Raw genomic sequence first — 21585 nt, forward strand, 5'->3', positions numbered from 1 at the left:
GCCTTGGCCGGCGCCTTGCCGGCAGCCGCCTTTTTTACAGGCGTGCCCTTAATTTCAGCGGTCCTGCTTTTGCCCTTTTCCACGCCCACGCCAGCCTTCACCTTCGTTGCCATAGCGTCGCCTCGTCATTGTCGCGTTGCCAGCCTGGTCCAGAACTTGGTCCAGAACTTGGGACAAGACTGCGGGCCCACATCCGGGTGCGCAACCTGCCCGTCATGCGATCCGTTGGGGGACAACCCCTCGGCCCGGCACTCCACAGGGGAATGGCCATGAACGTCTTGGGATTTCAAGCCACCGACAAGACGCAGGACGGGACCCACGACCTCACGGCGCTCGCCGCGCATCTGTCCGCCGACGCCCCGGACCTGCCCGCGGGGTTCGTCGCAGCGGTCCTGACGGCGGTGGCGCCTGAAGATCTCGCGCCCTTGACCCCGGATTGCCTCGCGGTGCTGCTGAAGGCGGCGTGGACCCATGTGGCCGGCCGCCCCCGGGGCGAGCCGAGCGTGCGGGTGTTCAACCCCGAAATCAGGGGCGAGGCGGTCACCGTGGTCGAGGCGGTGAACGACGACATGGCGTTCCTGTTTGATTCCATCGCCGGCGCGCTGGCCGAGCGCGGGCTGGAACTGAAGCTCGCCGCCCATCCCATCCTGCATGTGGAGCGCGACGCATCGGGCGCCGTGACCGGGCTGGAGACGCCTTCGACCACGGGCGAGCGCTCCGAGGACAATCGCGAAAGCCTCATCCACATCCACGTGTCCGCCATCGATGCTGCGGAGGGCCTGCAGCTGCGGGCGGCTCTCGAAGCCGCGCTCGGCGACGTGCGCGGCGCCAACGAGGACTTCTCCGCCATGCGCAAGCAGGTGAAGAGCCTCAGCAAGGGCTATCGCCGCGAGAAGCGCCCGTATGACGAAGACGCCCAGGAAGAGGCGGCGGACGTGCTGGAATGGCTCACCGAGGACAATTTCATCTTCCTCGGCCTGCGGCACTACGAACTCACCGAGGACGGCCTTCAGGCGGAGGCCAACAGCGGCCTCGGCATCCTGCGCGATCCGTCCGTCCACGAACTGCGCTTCGGCGACAAGCCGGTGGTGACGACGCCTGAAATCCGCGCCTTCCTGGAAGCGCCCACCCCGCTGCTGTTCACCAAAGCGAGCCTGCGCTCGCGGGTCCATCGCAGCGACGTGATGGATTATGTGGGCATCAAGTCCCACGACGAGAAAGGCCGGCTCATCGGCGAGGTGCGCCTCATCGGCCTGTTCGCGTCCACCGCCTATACCCATTCGGTGCGCGAAATTCCCTACCTGCGCCTCAAGGCGGCCTCCGTCATCAAGGGCGCGGGCCTGGAGCCCGACAGCCATTCGGCGCGCGCGCTGACCTCCGTGCTGGAGACCTACCCCCGCGACGACCTGTTCCAGATCGACGCCCAGACCCTGCTCGGCCACGCCCGCGAGATCCTCTCGCTCTACGACCGGCCGCGCCTCAAGCTCTTGCCCCGCGCCGACCGCTTCGACCGCTTCGTGTCGGTGCTCGCCTTTCTGCCGCGCGAGCGCTTCGACGCCCAGGTGCGCGACGTGATCGGCGAAATCCTCGCCCGCGCCTATGGCGGCGAGGTCTCCTCCTTCGACCAGGCCTTCGTCCCGGGCCTGCCCCTCACCCGCGTGCAATACATCATCGACCGCAGCGAAGGCCGCATCCCGACCGTCGACCGCGCCGCGCTGGAGCAGCAGGTCGCCGACGCCATCCTGTCGTGGAGCGACCGGCTGTCCGCCGCCATTTCCGCCCTGCCGGGCATCGACGCCGACATCGCCGCGGGGCTGAAGCGGCGCTACGCCGCCGCGTTCGATCCGGGCTATGTCGCCGCCTACGACGTGTCCACGGCGCTGGCCGACATCGACAGCATGGAGCGCCTGTCCAGCGAGCGGCCGGTGGCCCTCGATTTCTACCGCCGGCGCGGCGACGACGACCGTCGCATCTCCCTGCGCCTGCTGTCCTATGGCGCGCCGCTGCCGCTCGCCACACGGGTGCCCATGCTGGACAACATGGACCTCAAGGCCATCAACGAGCGCACCTACCGCATCGACCCGGCCGGCGAGATCGAACGCAGCTGGCTCCACGACATGACACTGGAGCGCCACGACGGCGGCGCCATCTCCATCGAAGGCTCGGCGGCAAGGCTGGAGGACTGCCTCAACGCGGTGCTGCGCGGGGCCGCGGCCAACGACGGCTACAACGCGCTGGTGCTCGACGCCGGGCTCACCTGGCGCGAGGCGGCGCTGGTGCGCGCCCTCGGCCACTATATCCGGCAAGCCGGCATCCCGTTCTCGCAGGACTATATCTGGCAGACGCTGAACGCCCACGGCGCGCTCTCCCGCGCCATCGTGGCGCTGTTCCACGCCCGCTTCGACCCCGCGCTCGCCCCCTCCACCGAGGCGCGCGCTGCCCGGGAGGCGCCCCTGCGCGCCACCATCGACAGTGAACTCGCCGAGGTGTCCAGCCTCGACCAGGACCGCATCCTGCGGCGCTTCGTGAACCTCGTGGACGCGGCCATCCGCACCACCTTCTACCAGCGCGATGCCGACGGCCGGCCCAAGGAGGCCATCGCCATCAAGTTCGAGAGCGCCAAGGTGGAGGGCCTCGCCCTGCCCCGCCCGCTCTTTGAAGTATTCGTCTATGCGCCGCGGGTGGAGGGCGTGCACCTGCGCTTCGGCAAGGTGGCGCGCGGCGGCCTCAGGTGGTCCGACCGGCCGCAGGATTTCCGCACCGAGGTGCTCGGCCTCGTGAAGGCGCAGCAGGTGAAGAATGCGGTGATCGTGCCGGTGGGCGCCAAGGGCGGCTTCGTGCCCAAGCGCCTGCCCGCCGGCGGCAGCCGTGAGGCGGTGATGGCCGAGGGGACCGCCGCCTACCGCATCTTCGTCTCCAGCCTGCTCGACCTCACCGACAATCTGAAGGGCGGGCAGGTGGTGCACCCCGCCGACACGGTGCGCCTCGACGCCGACGACCCCTATCTCGTGGTGGCGGCCGACAAGGGCACGGCCACCTTCTCCGACACCGCCAACGCCATCTCGGCCCACCACGGCTTCTGGCTGGATGACGCCTTCGCCTCCGGCGGCTCGGTGGGCTACGACCACAAGGCCATGGGCATCACCGCCCGCGGCGCCTGGGAGGCGGTGAAGCGCCACTTCCGCGAGATGGATATCGACATCCAGGTCACCCCGGTCACCGTGGCCGGCGTGGGCGACATGTCCGGCGACGTGTTCGGCAACGGCATGCTGCTGTCGCGCGCCCTTAAGCTGGTGGCGGCCTTCGACCACCGCCACATCTTCATCGACCCCACCCCGGACCCGGCCGCTTCCTTCGCCGAGCGCCAGCGGCTGTTCAACCTGCCCCGTTCCTCGTGGGCCGACTACGACGCCGCCCTCATCTCCAGGGGCGGCGGCGTATTCCCGCGCAGCGCCAAGAGCATCGAGCTGTCGGACGAGGTGCGGGCCCTGCTGCGCTTCCCCAAGGCCCATGCCACGCCGGCGGAACTCATCACCGCCATCCTGAAGGCGCAGGTGGACCTGCTGTTCTTCGGCGGCATCGGCACCTATGTGCGTGCCTCCGGCGAGACCGACGCCCAGGTGGGCGACCGTGCCAACGACGCGGTGCGCATCGCCGCCGCCGACCTCGGCGCCAAGGTGGTGGGCGAGGGCGCGAACCTCGGCATGACCCAGCGCTCCCGCATCGAGGCGGCGCGCCGGGGCGTGAAGCTCAACACCGACGCCATCGACAATTCGGCCGGCGTCAACACCTCCGACGTGGAGGTGAACATCAAGATCGCCCTCGCCTTGCCGCTGGAGCGGGGCGACCTGACCGCCCCCGACCGGGCCGCCCTGCTGAAGGAGATGACCGACGAGGTCGGCACCCTGGTTCTGCGCAACAACTATTTGCAGACGCTGGCGCTCTCCCTGGCCGAGCACAAGGGCGCCGACGACCTCGCCTTCCAGCAGCGCCTGATGCAAATGCTGGAAGCGCGCGGCGAGCTGGACCGGACGGTGGAGTTCCTGCCCTCCGACGCCGAGATCGCCGACCGGCGCTCGCGCGGGGAGCACCTCACCCGGCCCGAGCTGGCGGTACTGCTCGCCTACGCCAAGCTGGCGCTGGACCAGGACCTCGTCGCCTCCAACGTGCCGGACGACGCCTATCTCTCCGGGGAGCTGGTGAATTACTTCCCGCGCGAGATCAAGGAGCGCTATCCCCACGCCATCGAGACCCACCGGCTGCACCGGGAGATCATCGCCACCGGTCTGTCCAACGCCATCGTCAACCAGGGCGGGCCGTCGTGCCTCGCCCGCATCGCCGACCAGACCGGCGCCGACGCCCCCGCCATCGCCCGCGCCTTCGCCGCCGTGCGCGACAGCTACCATGTGCCGGAACTGAACGCCGCCATCGACGACCTCGACACCAAGGTGCCGGGCGCCGTTCAGCTCGGCCTCTACGCCGCGGTGCAGGACCTGGTGGTGGGGCGCACCATCTGGTTCCTCGGCAATGTTTCCTTCGCCGACGGCATCGCCGGGGTGGTGGAGCGCTATCGCACCGGCATCGCGGCGGTGGCGGCCGTGCTGGAAGAGAGCCTGCCGGAGGCCTGGCGCCGTGAGCGCGAGGCGCGCATGGCCGACCTCATCGGCCACAACGTGCCGGAAGAGCTCGCCCGCAAGATCGCCTTCATGCCGGGACTGGCGGCGGCGTCCGACATCGCCCTCATTGCCGAGACCACCGGCAAGTCCATCCCCAGCGCCGCCAGCACCTTCTTCGCGGCCGGGCGGACCTTCGCCATCGACGACCTGTTCATGCAGGCGCGCAGCATCCTGGCGCCGGACTATTACGACCGGCTCGCCCTCGACCGCTCTCTGGCGCAGCTGGAGACCTTCATGCGCCGCATCACCGAGCTGATGCTGGTGGACGACGTGGCGGGCGAAGCGGCGGTGAATGCCTTCATCTGCGCCCGCCACGAGGAGGTGGAGCGCATGCGCCGCACGGTGCGCGAAATCGCGGCCTCCGGCCTCAGCCTCTCCAAGCTGACGCTGGCGGCGAGCCTGCTCTCGGACCTGGTGCGCAACTGAGCTGCACCCTCTCGGCCCAGGTCTTGCTCGGCCCTGATCAGGGACCGGGGCCGTTGATATGAAACCTGCGGCCTCAAACCTGCGGCCCCGGTCCACGACCGGGGCCGCATTTTTGTCCGGGTGCTGCGTGCGCCCGATGACCTGTGAGCCGGATCAGGCCGCGCCGGCCCGCAATGGAGCCACAGCGGAAGAGGTCGAGGGTGCCGACGGCGCCTCCACCGCCTCCACCGCCGCCGCGATGGAGGCGACGGCCGCGTCCTCGCCTTCGAGCCGTTCCGGCTGCCCGTCCTCGGCACCCCAATCGGCGACGATCACCCGCCGGCCCGGCGCATCGCGCTTGAGGCGGCGGATGGTGTAGCGCCGGTGCGCGGGCGTCGCCGGCGACAGGTAGGACAGGACCAGCAGGGACACCTCCTCGCCCACCGGCCGGCCGAGCCCGCTGCGCGGGCGCATTTCGCATGGCGTGCCGGACTGGCGCAGGCGATGGGCGAACAGCAGGGCCGCCGCCTCGTCCAGGGGCGATCGCGCCGCCACCACCAGCACATGGGGGGCCACCGCCCCGTGCGGCTGAGCCTCGCCGGCCTCGTCGGCCTCGTCCGGCAGATCGTCCAGCAGCTCCGCGAGGGTTTCCTTGAGGCGGGTCTGGCGCGCCTCATCCAGCACGCCTCGGGCGGCATCGCGCTGGGCGAGGCGCAACGCCGGCAGCGCCACGCCGTCGCTGTAATCGGCAAATGAGTTCTGCTTCAGATGCTCCTCGGCCGCGGCCGCCGCCTCCAGCGGATCGCCGGCGAGCAGGCGCTGGTAGAGCAGTTCGCTCGCCGACAAGGGCGGCTTGTCGCCCAGCGCCACGTCGAGGAATTCAAGGCTCTCCACATGCCGGCCCAACACCACGAGGCAGAGCGTAAGCGGGGTGGAGAGCAAAAGCCCCACCGGCCCCCACAGCCAGGTCCAGAAGGTGGCCGCCGCGATCACCGCCACCGGCGACAGGCCGGTGGAGCGGCCATAGAGCAAAGGCTCGATCACATGGCCCACCACCGGCTCCACCACCAGGAACAGGGCAACGGTGGAGACCACCATGGTCCAGCCGGGGTCCACCGCCAGCGCGAGGCCGATGGGCAGCGCCGCGGCAATCGCCGCCCCGATATAGGGCACGAAGCGCAGTACCGCCGCCGCCAGGCCCCACAGGAACGGGCTCGGCACGCCGATGGCCCACAGGCCAAGGCCGATGACCACGCCGAAGGCGGCATTGAGCGCCACCTGGGCCAGGAAGAAGCGCGACAGCCGGCTCCCGGCATCGTCGAGGGCCGCCGTGGTGCGCTGGAGGTCGTGCGCCCCGGCGAGGCGCACGAAGCGGTTTCGCAGGTCCTCCCGCTGCAGCAGGATGAACAGCACGAAGATGAAGACGATGCCGAAGGTGGCGAGGGGATGCAGCAGCGGCCCCACCACCGCCGAAAGGGTCTCAAGGGTGCCCGCCGGCGGCTGGCGAATTTCAACGGGCACCGGCCGCCCCTCGGCGCCGCCCGCAAGCCCCGGCCCTGCCTCGGCACCGTCGATCGCGCGGCTGAGATCCTGCACCAGGTCCATGGTGCGCTCGAAGGTGCCGGAGCCGCCGGCGGCCTCCTTCAGGGACTTGATCTTGTCCCGCATGTTCATGCGGTATTGGGGCAGCTCGGCCACAAGGTCGGTGACCTGCAGGGCCAGCACGCCGCCCAGCGCCATGAGGCCGAGGAAGGTGACCAGCACCACCGCCACCACCGACGCCGTGCGGGGGATGCGGATGCGGCGCAGCACCATGATCACCGGCGCCAGCACGAAGGCGAGCAGGATCGCCACCGCGATGGGCACGAACACGTCGCGCCCCAGGTAAATCACGGTCACGATGGCGATGGCGGCGAAGAAGGTGACGAGGCGGTCCTGCCCGTTTCCGAGCACAGGCAGCTTGATGGAGGGGTCACCCGAACGCAGCATCACCGAACACCTTTCACGCGCGCACTGCGCGATCGCCTCGCGATGACAGGCACAACGCTCCAGCACCACATTGCGATCCACGGCCACGTTGAAAGCGGCCAAGTTGATCCGCAGCCACGTTGATCCGCGCCCGTCCGGCGATGGCGCGGAACGCCACCGCCGCCAAGGGCGTTCAAACCCATAACTGCAGGAGACGAGGGCATGTTCATTTATCGCGTGATGCTGCGTGGCCACTCGGGCGGAAATCCCGAGGAGGACATGCATGTGCGCGACAAGCGCCGGCCCAAGGCCATGGCCCGGGACCTGGTGAAGGACGGCTACCTCGTGACCGAAGCGGTGAGCGTGCGCGCGGCCTCATCCGCCTTCGACGACCCCGATGGCAACACAGTGATGGAGGATTTCTTCTCCACCACGCCCATCGGCGCCGCCGTGCTGGTCAAGGAGGCGGTGGCGACGCTGGTGGTGCACGTGGTGCCCAAGGACGCCGAGCCCATGCCGGACCTGCCGGAGTAAGCTTCCCCGCATGGCAGCCTGATGCACGGTCGCCCGCAGAGCAGCGGTCCAGACCGGTCGGCCTCCCCCGCACCCTTGCGCGGCGGCGCGTCCTGTGCGCCCTTGGCCGGACCTGTCCCATCCTGATCCCGTATGCCCGACACCCCCTCTCCCCCGCCTCGCCCATCCCCGCCTGTTCCTTCCCTGCCGGTGCCGCGCCGGGCCATCTTCGGCTGGATCCTGTTCGATCCCGCCTGCCAGCCCTATTTCACCCTCATCACCACCTTCATCTTCGCGCCCTATTTCGCCTCGGCCGTGGCCACGACGCCGGCTGAGGGGCAGGCCCTGTGGGGCTTCGCCACGGGCGCAGCGGGGCTGGTCATCGCCCTGTGCTCGCCGGTGCTGGGGGCGGTGGCGGATGCGGCGGGCCGGCGCAAGCCGTGGATCTTCGCCTTCGGGCTCCTGATGATGACGGGCGCGACGGCGCTGTGGTTCGCCGAGCCGGGGAACACGGCGCGCATCCCCCTCGTGCTCGCCGCCTTCGCCATGGGCACCATCGGGGTGGAGTTTGCCACCGTCTTCAACAACGCCATCATGCCGGCCCTTGTGCCCAAGGAGCGGCTGGGCCGGCTGTCGGGCGCCGGCTGGGCCGCGGGTTACTTCGGCGGGCTGGTGGCGCTGGCGCTGATGCTCGCCTTCTTCGCCACCCAGCCCGATACGGGCCTCACCCTGCTTGGCCATCCACCGGCCTTCGGGCTCGATGCGGCGGCACGGGAGGGCGACCGCTTCAGCGGCCCGCTGACGGCGCTGTGGTATGCCGTGCTGGTCATTCCCATGTTCCTGTTCGTGCCCGACGCGCCCCGCGCCATGCCCATGGGCGCAGCCATCCGCACCGGGCTCGGCGAAATCCGCCGGCTGCTGCCACGGCTGAGGGAGCGGCCGGTGCTGGCGCGCTTCCTCCTCGCCAACATGGTCTATACGGATGCCCTGGTGGCGCTGTTCGCCTTCGGCGGCATCTATGCGGCGGGGACCTTCGGCTGGGGCTCCATCGAGATCGGCATCTTCGGCATCCTGCTCACCCTCGCCGGCACTGCGGGGGCGCTGGCCGGCGGCTGGCTCGACGACGCTCTGGGGCCACGCGTGGTGATTTTCGGCGCGCTGCTGGTGCTGCTGTTTGCCAGCATCGGCCTGCTCTCGCTGGATCGCGGCGCGATCATGTTCGGGCTGGTGCCCACCACGCCGGGCCACGGCCTGTTCGGCTCGGTGCCGGAGAAGGTCTATGTGGGGCTCGGACTGCTCATCGGCGCCGTGGCCGGTCCGCTGCAGGCGGCCTCGCGCACCCTGCTGGTGCGGCTTGCGCCGGCCGAAAACATGGCCGAATGCTTCGGGCTGTTCGCCCTCTCGGGCAAGATCACCTCGTTCGCCGCGCCCACCAGCGTGGCGCTGGTGACGGCCGCCACCGGCAGCCAGAAGACGGGGGTGGCCGTCCTCGTCGCCTTCTTCGCCCTCGGCGCCGTGCTGGTGGCGGGACGGACGGGGGGACATGATGCCGACGCGACACAGAATTAGGGAGGCCCCATGACCATCCGCTCCATCCGCTTCGATCCCAAGCCGGCCGTGGAGGCGGCGGCCGCCACCACCGTCCATGAGTGGTATCAGGACCGCACCGGCGCCTTCTCCGCCGGTTTCTGGGCCTCGCACCCTTCCGAGATCGCCGTGAGCTATGAGGAGGACGAATTCTGCGTCCTCATTGAGGGCACGGTGGAACTCACCGACGCCTCCGGCCACACCGAGACCTTTGAGGCCGGCGCTTCCTTCCTCATCCCCTCGGGCTTCACCGGGACCTGGAAGAGCGTGACGGCGGTGCGTAAATTCTATGTGGTGCACCTGCCCAAGGCGCCCGCCGACCAGACCTCCGCACCCCCGGCCTGATCGGCGCAGGACGTTTGACGGCATTGCCGCCCCGGAACATTGCAGGGCCGGCAGCTGTTGCCCTTCCGAGACTTAAATCAGGAAGGGTGAAAGCCATGTCCATCCGGCTTCAGATCGCCGCCATGCTGTTCATGATGATCCAGGCGGTGCTGTTCTTCGCAGGCCTGCTTCTGCTGTTGTTGACGCCGCTGTCGCAAGAGGCCATGGCCCTCATGCCGTGGGTGGTGGGCGCGACCACCGTCGTTTCGCTGCCGCTGTCCTGGTGGCTGGCGCCCCGCCTGCGGGCCCGCACCTGGCGGCGCGAGGGCACGATTGAAGCGCTGAAATGACACGAACGTGACCGCCGGGCCAGTTCCGGCGGCCCGCCCTCGCAATCGCCGCCATTGAGTGCCATTTTGTTCTCAAGAGAGAATCAGGCCTTGCGAGAGTTTGCCCGTGACCCAGTTGACCGATCCGCGCCGGCGCCCGGCTGAGCCGGCGCCCGAGCGTCCCGCCCCCCGCGCGGGCGGCATCGCCGCGCGGGCCACCGCTACTGCTGCCGCCGCGCCCACGCCGGATTATCTCAACGGCCTCAATCCCGAGCAGCGCGAGGCCGTGGAGACGCTGGACGGCCCCTTGCTGGTGCTGGCCGGCGCCGGCACCGGCAAGACGCGGGTGCTCACCGCCCGCGTCGCCCACATCCTGTCCCAGGGCCGCGCCTATCCCTCACAGATCCTGGTGGTGACCTTCACCAACAAGGCGGCGCGGGAGATGAAGGACCGCATCCACGCCATGGTGGGCGACCAGGTGGAGGGCATGCCGTGGCTCGGCACCTTCCACTCCATCGGCGTGCGCATCCTGCGCCGCCACCACGAGCTGGTGGGGCTGAAGGCCGGCTTCACCATCCTCGACACCGACGACCAGATCCGCCTGCTCAAGCAGTTGCTGGCCGCCGAGAACATCGACGAGAAGCGCTGGCCGGCGCGGCTTTTGGCCTCCACCATCGACAGCTGGAAGAATCGCGGCCTGTCGCCGAAGGACGTGCCGCCCGGCGAGGGCGCGGTCTTCGCCAACGGCCGCGGCGGCACCCTCTATGCCGCCTATCAGGCGCGGCTGAAGGCGCTGAACGCGGCGGATTTCGGCGATCTGCTGCTGGAAGGCATCCGCCTGTTCCGCGAAAATCCCGACGTGCTCGCCGAATACCACAAGCGCTTCAAGTATTTGCTGGTGGACGAGTATCAGGACACCAACGTGGCCCAGTATCTATGGCTGCGCCTGCTTGCCCAGGGCTCGAAGAACGTGTGCTGCGTGGGCGACGACGACCAGTCCATCTATGGCTGGCGCGGCGCCGAGGTCGACAACATCCTCAGGTTCGAGAGCGACTTTCCCGGCGCCAAGGTAATCCGGCTGGAGCGCAACTACCGCTCCACCGGCCATATCCTTGCCTCCGCCGCCCATCTCATCGCCCATAACGAGGGCCGGCTGGGCAAGACCCTGTTCTCGGAAGGCGAGGACGGCGAGCCCGTCACCGTCACCGGCGCCTGGGATTCGGGCGAGGAAGCCCGCGCCGTCGGCGAGGAGATCGAGGCGCTGCAACGGGCCGGGCATCGCCTCTCGGAAATCGCCATCCTGGTGCGCGCCTCGTTCCAGATGCGCGAGTTCGAGGACCGCTTCGTCACGCTAGGCATGCCCTATCGCGTCATCGGCGGACCGCGCTTCTACGAGCGGGCGGAAATCCGCGATGCGCTGGCCTATCTGCGTTGCGTCAACTCGTCCGCCGACGACCTCGCCTTCGAGCGCATCGTGAATGTGCCCAAGCGCGGCCTCGGCGACGCCACGGTCAAGCAGATCCATGATGTGGCGCGCGCTGCCGGCCTGCCGCTGCAGGAGGCGGCCCGCGTGCTCACCGAGAGCGAGGAGCTGAAGCCCAAGGTGCGCGCCACCATGCGCGGCCTCGTGGACGCGTTCGGGCGCTGGCGCGAGCAGGCGCGGGTGCTGTCCCACACCGAGCTGGCCGAAATCGTGCTGGACGAAAGCGGCTATACGGAGATGTGGCAGAAGGACCGTTCGGCGGAGGCGGCCGGGCGGCTGGAGAACCTGAAGGAGCTGGTGCGCTCCATGGAGCCGTTCGAGAACCTCTCCGGCTTCCTCGAGCACATTTCCCTCGTCATGGACACCGACAATGGCGCCGGCGAGGACGCGGTGCAGATCATGACCCTGCATTCCGCCAAGGGGCTGGAATTCGACACTGTCTTCCTGCCCGGCTGGGAAGAGGGCCTGTTTCCCCACCAGCGGGCACTGGACGAGCAGGGCAAGGCGGGGCTGGAGGAAGAACGCCGCCTCGCCTATGTGGGCATCACCCGGGCGCGGGCCTCGGCGCGGATCTTCGTCGCCTCCAACCGGCGCATCCACGGCATGTGGAACTCCACGGTTCCCTCCCGCTTCCTCGACGAACTGCCCGACGCCCATGTGCGGGTGGAGGAAAGCCGCGGCGGCGCCGGCTGGGGCGGGTCGAGCTATGGCGGCGGCAGCTACGGGCAAAGCCGCTTCGACCGGGCCGAGCCGTTTTCCGCCTCCTCCTATTCCACCCCCGGCTGGCAGCGGGCGCAGGCCAATCGCACCAACCATGGCACCTCTTCGGGCACGTCTTCGGGTCCTTCCCGCGGCGGCTTCTCCGAGCGGGGCGGACGCTACGATGCGGGCGGCTCCGCCCGGCGCGGCCCCCTGGTGATCGAGGGGACGCTGGTGGCCACCTCCGCCGGCCCCGCATCGGCCTTCAGCACCGGCGAGCGGGTGTTCCACATCAAGTTCGGCTATGGCGAGGTGACCGGCATCGACGGCAACAAGCTGACGGTGCAGTTCGACAAGGCCGGCGAGAAGCGGGTGCTGGAGACCTTCGTCGACAAGGTGTGAGCGCCGGACGCCAATGGCCGTGGCAGGATCTCGCCGGGACTGGATAAAGCCTCAAGTTGCCAATCCGGCTTGACACATCTCCTGTTTTCTTCCGCCCGCCGCCTGCTAGGATCGCCGCCCGGCCGCGATCCGGACGGGCGCAGTGAATCACCATGGCCGGCTTCAACATCTTCCTGCTTGTCGTCGAGATGGCGGTATACTTCACCGCCATGCTGGCTCTGTTTCGCCTGCGCGAGCCCCTGGGACTGGGTGTCTTCTTCTGCGCCCTGGGCAGCTTCCATTTCATGGAGACGTATCTCGCAGCGGCCTATTATGTGCCCCTGCCCTTCGGCATCTCGCTGTCGCCGGGATCGGTGGTGCTGTTTTCCGGCAAGCTTGCGCTGATCCTGCTCATCTATATCCGCGAGGATGCCCTCGTCGCCCGCCAGCCCATCTACGGGCTGTTCATCGGCAACATCCTGCTGATCGGCCTCGTCGCCCTGCTGCGCCAGCACGATGCGGTGGCCGCCCCCAGCGTGCCGGCGGACCTGTCCTTCATGGACGCCATGGGCATGCTGATGATGTGGGGCACGCTGCTGCTCTTCATCGATGCCATCGCCATGATCCTGATCTACGAGCGCATCGCGCGGCCGTTGCGGCGCATGCCGATCCTCGCCATCTGGGCCACGCTGGCGCTGGTTCTCACCTTCGATCAGATGGCGTTCTTCGGCGTCCTGTCCCTCGCCATGGGCGTGCCGCTCACCGCCGGGCTCGGCGGCTGGCTGGGCAAGCTCGCCGCAGCGGGGTTCTATGCCGTCATGCTCGGCCAGTACCTCGCCCGTTTCGAGCTGGCCGGCGAGGCGCCGCGCAGGACCATCACCGACGTCTTCCACACCCTCACCTATCGCCAGCGCTACGAGGACTTGAAGCAACAATCCCGCCGCGACGCGCTCACCCATGTGCTGCATCGGGGCCAGTTGGAGCCGCTGGGTCGCGACCTGCTCGCGGTGGCGCGCACCACGGGGCGACCGGTGAGCCTGCTCCTGATCGACGTGGACGACTTCAAGGAGGTGAACGACCAGTTCGGGCATCCCACCGGCGACGAGGTGCTGCGCCGGCTCGCCCGCTGTCTCACGGAAAGCCTGCGGCAGGCGGATCATGTGGTGCGCTACGGCGGCGACGAATTTGCCGTTTTTGCACCGGGCGTGGGCAATGCCGGCGCCTTGTCGCTCGCCGCGCAGCTGGGCCGTCGCGTCGGCGCCATGCCGCTGCCCCCGGGGGTCGCGCGGCAGACCCTCTCCATCGGCGTCGCCAGCGCGCCCGAAGACGGTGGCACCTTGACTGAACTGCTGGATGCGGCCGACAAGCGCCTCTACGTGGCCAAGGCGGCCGGGCGGAACCGCGCGGCGGGCGGGCCCGAGGCCGACGCCCTCAAGATGAACGGATGATTGCGCACCCATGCTCGAAGGCCTCCCCCCCAACGACGCCACCCATGTGATGCGGGTGGAAGCGCCGCGCGTCGCCGCCCAGCGCATCTCCGACATGATTTCCGAGACGTTCGACCCCGCCGAGGTGGCGGTGGCCAATTTCGAGCGCACGGAGGATGACTGGGTGGTGGAGGTCTATGCCGGGGCCGCCTTCGACCCCGACCGGCTCCTGGAGATGGTGGAGATCGCCGCGGGGCCGGAGATCGCCAAAGGCGTCACCTTCGGCGACGTGGAGGAAAAGGACTGGGTGGCCGCGAGCCTCGAAGGCCTTGCGCCGGTGCGCGTGGGCACCTTTGTCGTCCATGGTGGCCATGATCGCGGCCAGGTCGGACCGAACCTCATCGGCATCGAGATCGAGGCGGCGCTGGCCTTCGGCACCGGTCACCACGGCACCACCCAGGGCTGCCTCCACGCCATCACCGATGCGGCGCGACGTGGTGCGCCGCGGCGGGTGCTGGACGTGGGAACCGGGACCGGCGTGCTCGCCATCGCGGCGGACCGGCTGTTTCACACCCATGTGGTGGGCAGCGATATCGACACCATCGCGGTGCGTACCGCCCGGGCCAATGCCAAGGCCAACAAGGCGCCGGGCGTGCAGATGATCCATGCGGCGGGGGCCGGGGCGCGGGTGCTCCGCGCCGGCGGTCCCTACGATCTGATCCTGGCCAATATCCTGCTGCCGCCGCTGAAGCGGCTGGCGCGGCCGCTGCGCCGGCTGATGGCGCCGGGCGGCCGCATCGTTCTGTCGGGATTGTTGACGGCCCAGGTGTCGGCGGCGCTCGCGGCCTATCGCGCCCAGGGGCTTCGCCTAGTGTCGCAGCGGCATATCGAGGGCTGGGCGACGCTCACCCTCGCCGCGGATGCGGGGCGTCCCCTGCGCAGATGATTGGAAGGCCCATGCCGAAGCCCCCCGCGCCGAACAGGTGCGGGCGGTCGGTCCGGCGTCGGAAAATACTTACCGAGAACTCAGATGAAAGCCCTGGAACTCAGATGAAAGCCCTGTGCCGCCCGGATTGCTTTGCAATCGGAGCGGCAAGGCATCGTTCTCGCCAAGGCATGGTCCCCGCGGTAACGTCTCCACGGTGACCGCCGGACCGCAGCGCGATCCGGACGGAACGCCTCAGGCGACGGGATCGCGCCCGTTGACCTGCACGTAGCGGGCGTATTCACGCTCGGCCTGCTCCATGCGGGCCGCGACGACGGCCTCAAGGAAACGGGCAAAAAAGCCCTTCTTGGCAGCAGACGCGGTCTTGGAGGGGCGGACGATCTTGTCGGTATAGGTGACGGCGCTCATAGAGGCCTCCTGCAAATGGGCTCTGTTGCCCTTTTGCAGTGCAATATATCCCCCAGCGCAACGCAGCAGAACTGGTCAACCGACATGCCTGCCCTGCGCCAAGCGCAAGGAAAGAGATTTGCCTGGGACGGCGACCGGTGGGCCCCGGCGCCGGGCCGGGGCCGTTGGCTTCAGTAGCGCGCCGGCATGTTCACCTTGCGGCCGAGGCCCTCGGGCGGCGGCAGGGCGGCATGGGCGGCACGCATGGTGGCGATACGCTCCAGCACGTCGTCGGGGAAGGGCGCCACATGGCGGGTGCGCAGGTCCACGTGCAGCACCATCTGCTCCGTCGTGGCGGCGACCCACCCTTCCGAGGCATGATGCAGCGTCTGGAACAGGTGCAGGCGCTTCTCGTCATAATCCACGAGGCGAAGGGTGACCCGGACCGGGGAATGGGGCGCCAGTTCCTTCAGGTAGCGGATATGGCTTTCCGCGGTGAAGAATGAGGCGCCGCGTTTCGCGGCATAGGTGGGGCCAAGACCCAGAAGGCATAGCGCCTCGTCTACCGCCCGATCGAAGATGAGCGTGTAATAGGCCACGTTCAGATGACCATTATAATCGATCCACTCCCCCTCCACCTTCATGGCGGAGGACACGAACGGAGCGAAAAACACGGGCTCAAAGTCGATCCGGTCAAGCATGGCCGCCTCGCTTCATCTGCATTAATGTGCCGCTGATGGACACACTGTGACGCGATAAACGGCATTCGTCACGCCCCAAACGGCGCGAAAACCGAATCACAAAAGTCACTGTCAAGTTCAATATGGCTCAAAACGAGCTATTTCTGGGGATGACTCCAAGGCCCCTGCCCGGCCCCCGGCCGGCAGGTGCGAGGCAAAGTTAAGGAATCGTAAATGGTTGTTGCAGCCGCGAAATCCGAGCTGACGCTTCTGGAGCGAAGCTTTGCCGTCGTTGAACGGCTGAAGGCCGAGCTTGATCACAAGGTCGTGACCGGCCGCGCTGTCCGGGAACAACACGCCAACGTTACCACCTACCTGCCCAACGAGCCGGCAGATGCGGTGGTCTTTGCAGAATGCACAGAAGATGTGCAGGCCGTGGTCCGGGCCTGCGCGGATTATGAGGTGCCGGTGATCGCGTGGGGCGCGGGCACCTCGCTGGAAGGCCATGTGAACGCACCCTATGGCGGCATCTGCGTGGATCTCTCGCGCATGAACCGCATCCTCGCCGTGAACACGGAAGACCTCGACTGCGTGGTGGAGCCCGGCGTCACCCGCAAGCGGCTCAACGAGGAACTGCGCGACCAGGGCCTGTTCTTCCCACTCGATCCCGGCGCCGACGCCTCCATCGGCGGCATGGCCTCCACCCGCTGCTCCGGCACCAATGCGGTGCGCTACGGCACCATGAAGGACAATGTGCTCTCCCTGAAAGTGGTGACCCCCACCGGGGAGGTCATCACCACCGCCACGCGCGCCCGCAAGTCCTCCGCCGGCTACGACCTCACCCGCCTCTATGTGGGCGCCGAAGGCACGCTGGGCATCATCACCGAGATCACCCTGCGCCTGTTCGGCATTCCGGAGGCGGTCTCCGCCGCGGTCTGCCCCTTTCCCAGCGTGGAGGCGGCCTGCAACACGGTCATCGCCACCATCCAGAGCGGCATTCCGGTGGCCCGCATCGAGTTGCTGGACGAAGTGCAGGTGAAGGCCTCCAACGCCTATGCCAAGCTCGCCCTCGCCGAGACCCCCACCCTGTTTCTGGAATTCCACGGTACCGAGACCAGCGTCCACGAGCAGGCCGACCGCTTCGGCGAGCTGGCGGCCGAGTTCGGCGGCGGGCCCTCGGTGTTCGCGGTGAAGCCGGAGGAGCGCTCGAAGCTGTGGCAGGCCCGGCACGACGCCTATTGGTCGGTGCTGCCGCTGCGGCCCGGCGCCAAGGCGGTGGCCACCGATGTGTGCGTGCCCATTTCGCGGCTGGCCGAATGCGTCATGGAGACCAAGCGCGACATCGACGAGATGGGCCTCATCGCCCCCATCGTCGGCCATGTGGGCGACGGCAACTTCCACACCACGCTCATGGTGGACGTGGACGACCCGGAGGATTTCGCCAAGGCCAAGCTCTACATGAAGCGGCTGGTGGAGCGGGCGCTCGCCATGGGCGGTACCTCCACCGGCGAGCACGGCATCGGCCAGGGCAAGATGAAATATATGCTGCCCGAGCACGGCGAGGGGGCGCTGGAGGTCATGCGCGCCATCAAACGCGCCATGGATCCTAAAAACATCATGAATCCGGGCAAGATCGTCGCGATCTGATCGCATTCCCTGCGCATAGGGAACGGGTTCCCCATATGAGGGGAACCTTTGGGGGAGACACGCGTGCAGGGGATACTGATCAGCCTCGCCACGGCGGTGATCCTGGCCATCGGCGGGGCGTTCGCAGCCCCGTTCGTGGTGGACTGGAACGCCTGGCGCGGCACGTTCGAGACGCAGATCAGCCAGGCGCTCGGCGTTCCGGTGGTCATCCGCGGCCCCATCGAGGCGGAAATCCTGCCCGCCCCGCGCATCCTGCTGCGGGATGTCACCCTGGGCGATGTGGTTTCCACCGGCGGCACGGTAAAGGCGCTGCGGGCCGAACTCTCCCTCGGCGCCCTGCTGCGGGGCGATGTGGAGGCCACCGGCGTCAGCCTGGACCGGCCGCAGATCCGCCTCGTCATCGACAGCGCCGGGCGGCTTGCCCTGCCCACCGGCGCCCAGCGTCCCGCCGCCCTCTCCATTGCCCGGTTCGAGGTGAAGGACGGCACCCTCGACATCCTCGACCGCGCCTCCGACCATACCCAGACCCTGGACGGCCTCAACCTGAAGGGCGAGGCGCGCTCCCTGTCCGGCCCCTTCCGCCTCGACGGCGAGGTGGAGGCCAAGGGCGCGCGCTTCGCCATCCGCTCCACCCTCGGCAAGATCGGTGATGACGGCACTGGCCGCCTGCGCCTCGTGCTCGACGGCCGCAACCGGCCCTATGCCCTCGACCTCGACGGCGGCCTCGCCTTCGCCGGCGCCAAGCCCAAATTTGAGGGCCGCGCCATTCTCTCGCGCCACGGCGGCGAGGGACTGGAGGCCTGGCAATTGTCCGGCACGCTGAAGGCCAGCCCCGACGCCGTGCTCGCCGACAGCCTCGACCTTGCCTTGGGCGGGGCGCAGACGCCGGCCCAGCTCTCCGGTTCCGCCCGCCTCGCGCTCGGACGGGCCGTAGGGCTCGACGCCGTGCTCAATGCCCGCAGCCTCGACCTCGACGCCCTGCGCGCCGCCACCGACGGCGTGCCGAACGCGGCCAAGGACACGGCCGTAAACAAGGCTCCGGCGGACCAGAACCCCGCCGCCGCACTGGCGCGCTTCCTCTCGGGCATCGCGGCCCTGCCGGCGCCGGATATCGCCTCCCGCATCGGCCTGTCGGTGGAGCAGCTGATGCTCGGCGGCACGCTGGTGCGTGACGTGCGGGCCGATATTTCCGGCTCCTCCGCCGGCTGGCGGGTGGACAATGCCGAGGCGCAATTGCCCGGCAAGGCGGCGCTGCGCCTCTCCGGCATGCCCACGCGCGGGCCCGGCGGCGGCGGTTTCGACGGCACCATGACCTTCTCGGCGGACGACCCCGCCATCTTCCTGCGCTGGGCGGCGCCCACCGCGCCGCGCGACTACGTGGCGGCGGCGAAAGGCCCGGTGCGCATCACCGGCAAGGTCTCCGCCGCACCCGCGCGGATCGCCGTGGACGGGCTCGACGCCACCTTCGCGGCGAGCCGGGTGCGCGGCTCGGCGGTGGCGGCGTTCGATGCGGGCGCGCCGCCCAAACTCAATCTCAAGCTGTCCCTCGACGGCTTCGACCTCGACCCGCTGGTGGCGGCGCTGCAGACCGCCGCGGCCGCCGTGGGCGGCGGCGCCGACGGTGCCCTGACGCTCGACGGGCGCAACCTGACCATCTCCGGCCTGCCCCTGCGCGGTCTCGCCCTCGATGCGGCGGCCACCGGCGGCAACTGGCGGCTGTCGCGCATCGTCATGGACGATCTTGCCGGCATTCGCCTCGAAGGCGCGGGCCGCATGGAGAATTTCTCCACCACGCCGCGCGGCGAGTTCAACTTCGCCTTGTCCGGCGCCAAGGCGGATGGGCTCGTCCCCCTCGCCCGCCTCGTGGCCGGCGAGCAGACGGCGCAGGTGCTCGCCACCCTCCAGCCCATTGCTGCCCCGGTGAAGCTTACAAGCACCGTGGTGTGGAGCGAGGCCGGCGGGCGCAACATCACGGTGGCCGGCACGCTGGGACAGATTTCCGGAGACGTCACCTTTGCCCGCAGCAATGCCGGGGTGCCCCTGCGCATCGCGCTCAAGGCCGATGCCACGGATGGCGCGCGTGCGCTTGCGGCCTTCGGCGTGGACGGGCTCGGCCCGCGCCTCGGCCCCGCCCATGTGGAATTGTCCGTCTCCCCCCTCACCCAGGGCGAAGCGCAGGTGCGCGGCCGACTGACCCTCGCCGACATGACCGCCCAGGCGGAAGGCACGGCGCGCCTGTCCGGCGGCGCCATCGCGCCCAGCCTCGCCGTGCGGCTCGACGGCGGCGACCTCGGCCGCGTGCTGCCGCAGATCGCGGCGGCGGTGGAAGGTCCGGTGCCCACGGCCCTCGCCTTCACCCTCGCCCGCAGCGGCGGGGTGTGGCGGTTCGACACCATCACCGGCTCGCTGGCCGCGGCGCCGGTTTCCGGCAACATCGAATTCGAGCCCGGCCCGGTGCCCCGCATCGGCGGCAAGCTCGCGTTTGAAAGCCTCTCCCTGCCGCGCATTCTCGGCATGTTCGCCGCCCGCACCGGCGCGGAGCCGGCAGGCGCCGGCATCTGGAGCATGGCGCGCCTGCAGCCGGCTGCGGTCTCGGGCTACGCCCTCAATCTGGAGCTGACCGCCGCCCGCCTTGCGGTGGTGGGTCCCTATTCCCTGGGCAACGGCCGCCTGGTGCTCGGCAGCGACGGCGCCGACCTCGACGTGCGCGACATGGCCGGCAGTTTCGGCGGAGGCCGGGCGGCCGCCGCCTTGCGGCTGCGCCGGCAGGGCGACGGGGTGCAGGCGGACGGTCGCCTCGTCCTGGAACAGGTGGATGCGGCGGCGCTGCTGGCTCCCACCGGCGCGCGCGCAACGCCCAAGGCCAAGGTAAACCTGCTGGTGGATCTCGGTGGGTCCGGCCGCAGCGTGCTGGCCGTGGTGCAGAACCTGTCCGGCCAGGGCACCCTGGGCGTGCGTGACCTCGTCATCGACGGCGCCAGCCCGGCCGGCCTCGACCAGGCCTTGGCTGAAGCCGCCGGCCTCTCGCCGCCGCCCGACGAGCGGCGCGCGGCGCAGATGCTCGACCGTGCCTTTGCCAAGGGGCCGCTACGCATCGGCTTCGTCGAGACCACCCTGGGCGTGGTGAACGGAATTGCCCGCCTCTCCCCGGCCCGCGCCACCGCCGATGGCGTGCGCGTGGGCTTCAACGGCAGCTTCGATCTCGCCCGCCTCGCCCTGGACACCACCGTGGACCTGGACGCGCCCGAAGGCGCCGGTGGCGCAGCGGGCGGCAGCATCGTCTGGCGCGGCCCGGTGGCAGGACCCGAACGGCGGGTGAGCGCCCCCGCCCTCACCAGCGTCATCGCCATGCGCGCCATCGAGCGCGAGACACGCCGGCTGGAAGAGCGCCAGGGGCGGGTCCCTCAAGAGACGCCACCGTCGGCCCAGCCGGTGGCCCAGCCCGTGGCCCAGCCGGTGGCCGCTCCTGCATCTCCCGCGCCGTCCGCCCTCGCGCCGGCGGCGCCTGCCCTGCCTGCGCAGGCTCAACCTGCACCTTTGGCTCCGGCCGCGCCGAAGCCCGCAGCGCCGGCCGAGACCCGCGCTCCGCCGCCGGCCGTCCCGGCACTGCGGCCGGCCGGCCCGGCCCCGATCCCGGCGGCACCTGCGGCCCAGGCGGCGCCCGCCCAGCAACCGGTTTCTGCTGCCCCCGCGCAGCAACAACCGGCGCCCACCGCACCGGCGCAAGCAGCGGCGCCCCAGCCCACTGCGATGCCTCAGCCGGCTCCGTTTCCTCAGGCCATCGAGCGGCGGGAGGCGCCGCCGGTCGGCTTCGGTGTGCCCACGGCGTCGGGCGCCGCCGGCACCGCAACCCCGGCCGAATCGCAACCCGCCCCATCGCATCAGGACGCGCGCGAAGGCTCCCGCGCCACCCCGGAGGCTGCCGCCACCGAGCGCCGCGCCCCCGTGGTGCGCCAGCCGCCCCCGCGGCGGACCGAGCGGGCACAGCCGGAGCCGCCGCCCCGCGCGTTCACGCCGCTGCCACCGGAGACCTCGCTGCCGCCCACCCGTGGCTTCGGCGACCTGCCCCGCCCACCGGGCCTCGTGGGCGCGCAATAATACCATCGGCCTCGGTCTTTGACCGATGCCAAGTG

General features: G+C 69.6%; 13 protein-coding genes. 10 read left to right on the forward strand and 3 right to left on the reverse strand.

All coding sequences use genetic code 11. From position 1 onward, the window contains the following. Nucleotides 1-269: 269 nt before the first annotated feature. Nucleotides 270-5102, forward strand: coding sequence for an NAD-glutamate dehydrogenase (locus V5F48_RS02245; protein ID WP_394039659.1), 4833 nt, complete (start codon nucleotides 270-272; stop codon nucleotides 5100-5102). 153 nt (nucleotides 5103-5255) lie between these two features. Here V5F48_RS02245 and V5F48_RS02250 read toward each other — a convergent pair whose 3' ends face one another. Then, nucleotides 5256-7070 carry an AI-2E family transporter gene (locus tag V5F48_RS02250; protein ID WP_394039660.1) on the reverse strand — a complete coding sequence of 605 codons (1815 nt, stop codon included), beginning with the start codon at nucleotides 7068-7070 and terminating at the stop codon, nucleotides 5256-5258. Nucleotides 7071-7271: 201 nt separating this feature from the next. Between V5F48_RS02250 and V5F48_RS02255 the strand changes: the two genes are divergently transcribed. From V5F48_RS02255 to V5F48_RS02285, 7 genes are all read left to right on the forward strand, one after another. Then, the gene (locus V5F48_RS02255) at nucleotides 7272-7583 is read left to right on the forward strand and encodes a hypothetical protein (RefSeq protein WP_394039661.1); all 312 of its coding nucleotides are present in this window, start codon (nucleotides 7272-7274) and stop codon (nucleotides 7581-7583) included. Between the two features lie 132 nt (nucleotides 7584-7715). Next, on the forward strand, nucleotides 7716-9131 hold the full coding sequence (locus V5F48_RS02260) for an MFS transporter (RefSeq protein ID WP_394039663.1): 1416 nt from the start codon (nucleotides 7716-7718) through the stop codon (nucleotides 9129-9131). Between the two features lie 9 nt (nucleotides 9132-9140). Then, nucleotides 9141-9494: a cupin domain-containing protein gene (locus tag V5F48_RS02265; protein ID WP_394039665.1), complete on the forward strand. Its 354-nt coding sequence runs from the start codon at nucleotides 9141-9143 to the stop codon at nucleotides 9492-9494. Between the two features lie 95 nt (nucleotides 9495-9589). Beyond that, nucleotides 9590-9823: a hypothetical protein gene (locus V5F48_RS02270; RefSeq protein ID WP_394039667.1), complete on the forward strand. Its 234-nt coding sequence runs from the start codon at nucleotides 9590-9592 to the stop codon at nucleotides 9821-9823. Nucleotides 9824-9938: 115 nt separating this feature from the next. After that, on the forward strand, nucleotides 9939-12386 hold the full coding sequence (locus tag V5F48_RS02275) for an ATP-dependent helicase (RefSeq protein ID WP_394040145.1): 2448 nt from the start codon (nucleotides 9939-9941) through the stop codon (nucleotides 12384-12386). A 152-nt stretch (nucleotides 12387-12538) separates the two neighbouring features. Next, nucleotides 12539-13813: a GGDEF domain-containing protein gene (locus V5F48_RS02280; RefSeq protein WP_394039669.1), complete on the forward strand. Its 1275-nt coding sequence runs from the start codon at nucleotides 12539-12541 to the stop codon at nucleotides 13811-13813. Nucleotides 13814-13823: 10 nt separating this feature from the next. Next, nucleotides 13824-14738: a 50S ribosomal protein L11 methyltransferase gene (locus V5F48_RS02285; protein WP_394039671.1), complete on the forward strand. Its 915-nt coding sequence runs from the start codon at nucleotides 13824-13826 to the stop codon at nucleotides 14736-14738. A gap of 234 nt (nucleotides 14739-14972) precedes the next feature. On the opposite strand, the gene V5F48_RS02290 is transcribed toward V5F48_RS02285, so the two are convergent. Further along, nucleotides 14973-15146, reverse strand: coding sequence for a hypothetical protein (locus tag V5F48_RS02290; RefSeq protein WP_394039673.1), 174 nt, complete (start codon nucleotides 15144-15146; stop codon nucleotides 14973-14975). Between the two features lie 170 nt (nucleotides 15147-15316). Beyond that, nucleotides 15317-15826 (reverse strand): thioesterase family protein, encoded by a 510-nt coding sequence (locus V5F48_RS02295; protein ID WP_394039675.1) that lies wholly within the window; start codon nucleotides 15824-15826, stop codon nucleotides 15317-15319. Nucleotides 15827-16039: 213 nt separating this feature from the next. Here V5F48_RS02295 and V5F48_RS02300 point away from each other — a divergent pair, with 213 nt between their 5' ends. Further along, on the forward strand, nucleotides 16040-17452 hold the full coding sequence (locus V5F48_RS02300) for an FAD-binding oxidoreductase (RefSeq protein ID WP_394039677.1): 1413 nt from the start codon (nucleotides 16040-16042) through the stop codon (nucleotides 17450-17452). A 63-nt stretch (nucleotides 17453-17515) separates the two neighbouring features. Then, nucleotides 17516-21550, forward strand: a complete 4035-nt coding sequence (locus V5F48_RS02305) for an AsmA family protein (protein WP_394039678.1) — start codon at nucleotides 17516-17518, stop codon at nucleotides 21548-21550. Nucleotides 21551-21585 lie beyond the last annotated feature (35 nt).

The organism is Xanthobacter autotrophicus ATCC 700552 (assembly GCF_043194565.1).
Taxonomy (GTDB): domain Bacteria; phylum Pseudomonadota; class Alphaproteobacteria; order Rhizobiales; family Xanthobacteraceae; genus Xanthobacter; species Xanthobacter autotrophicus_F.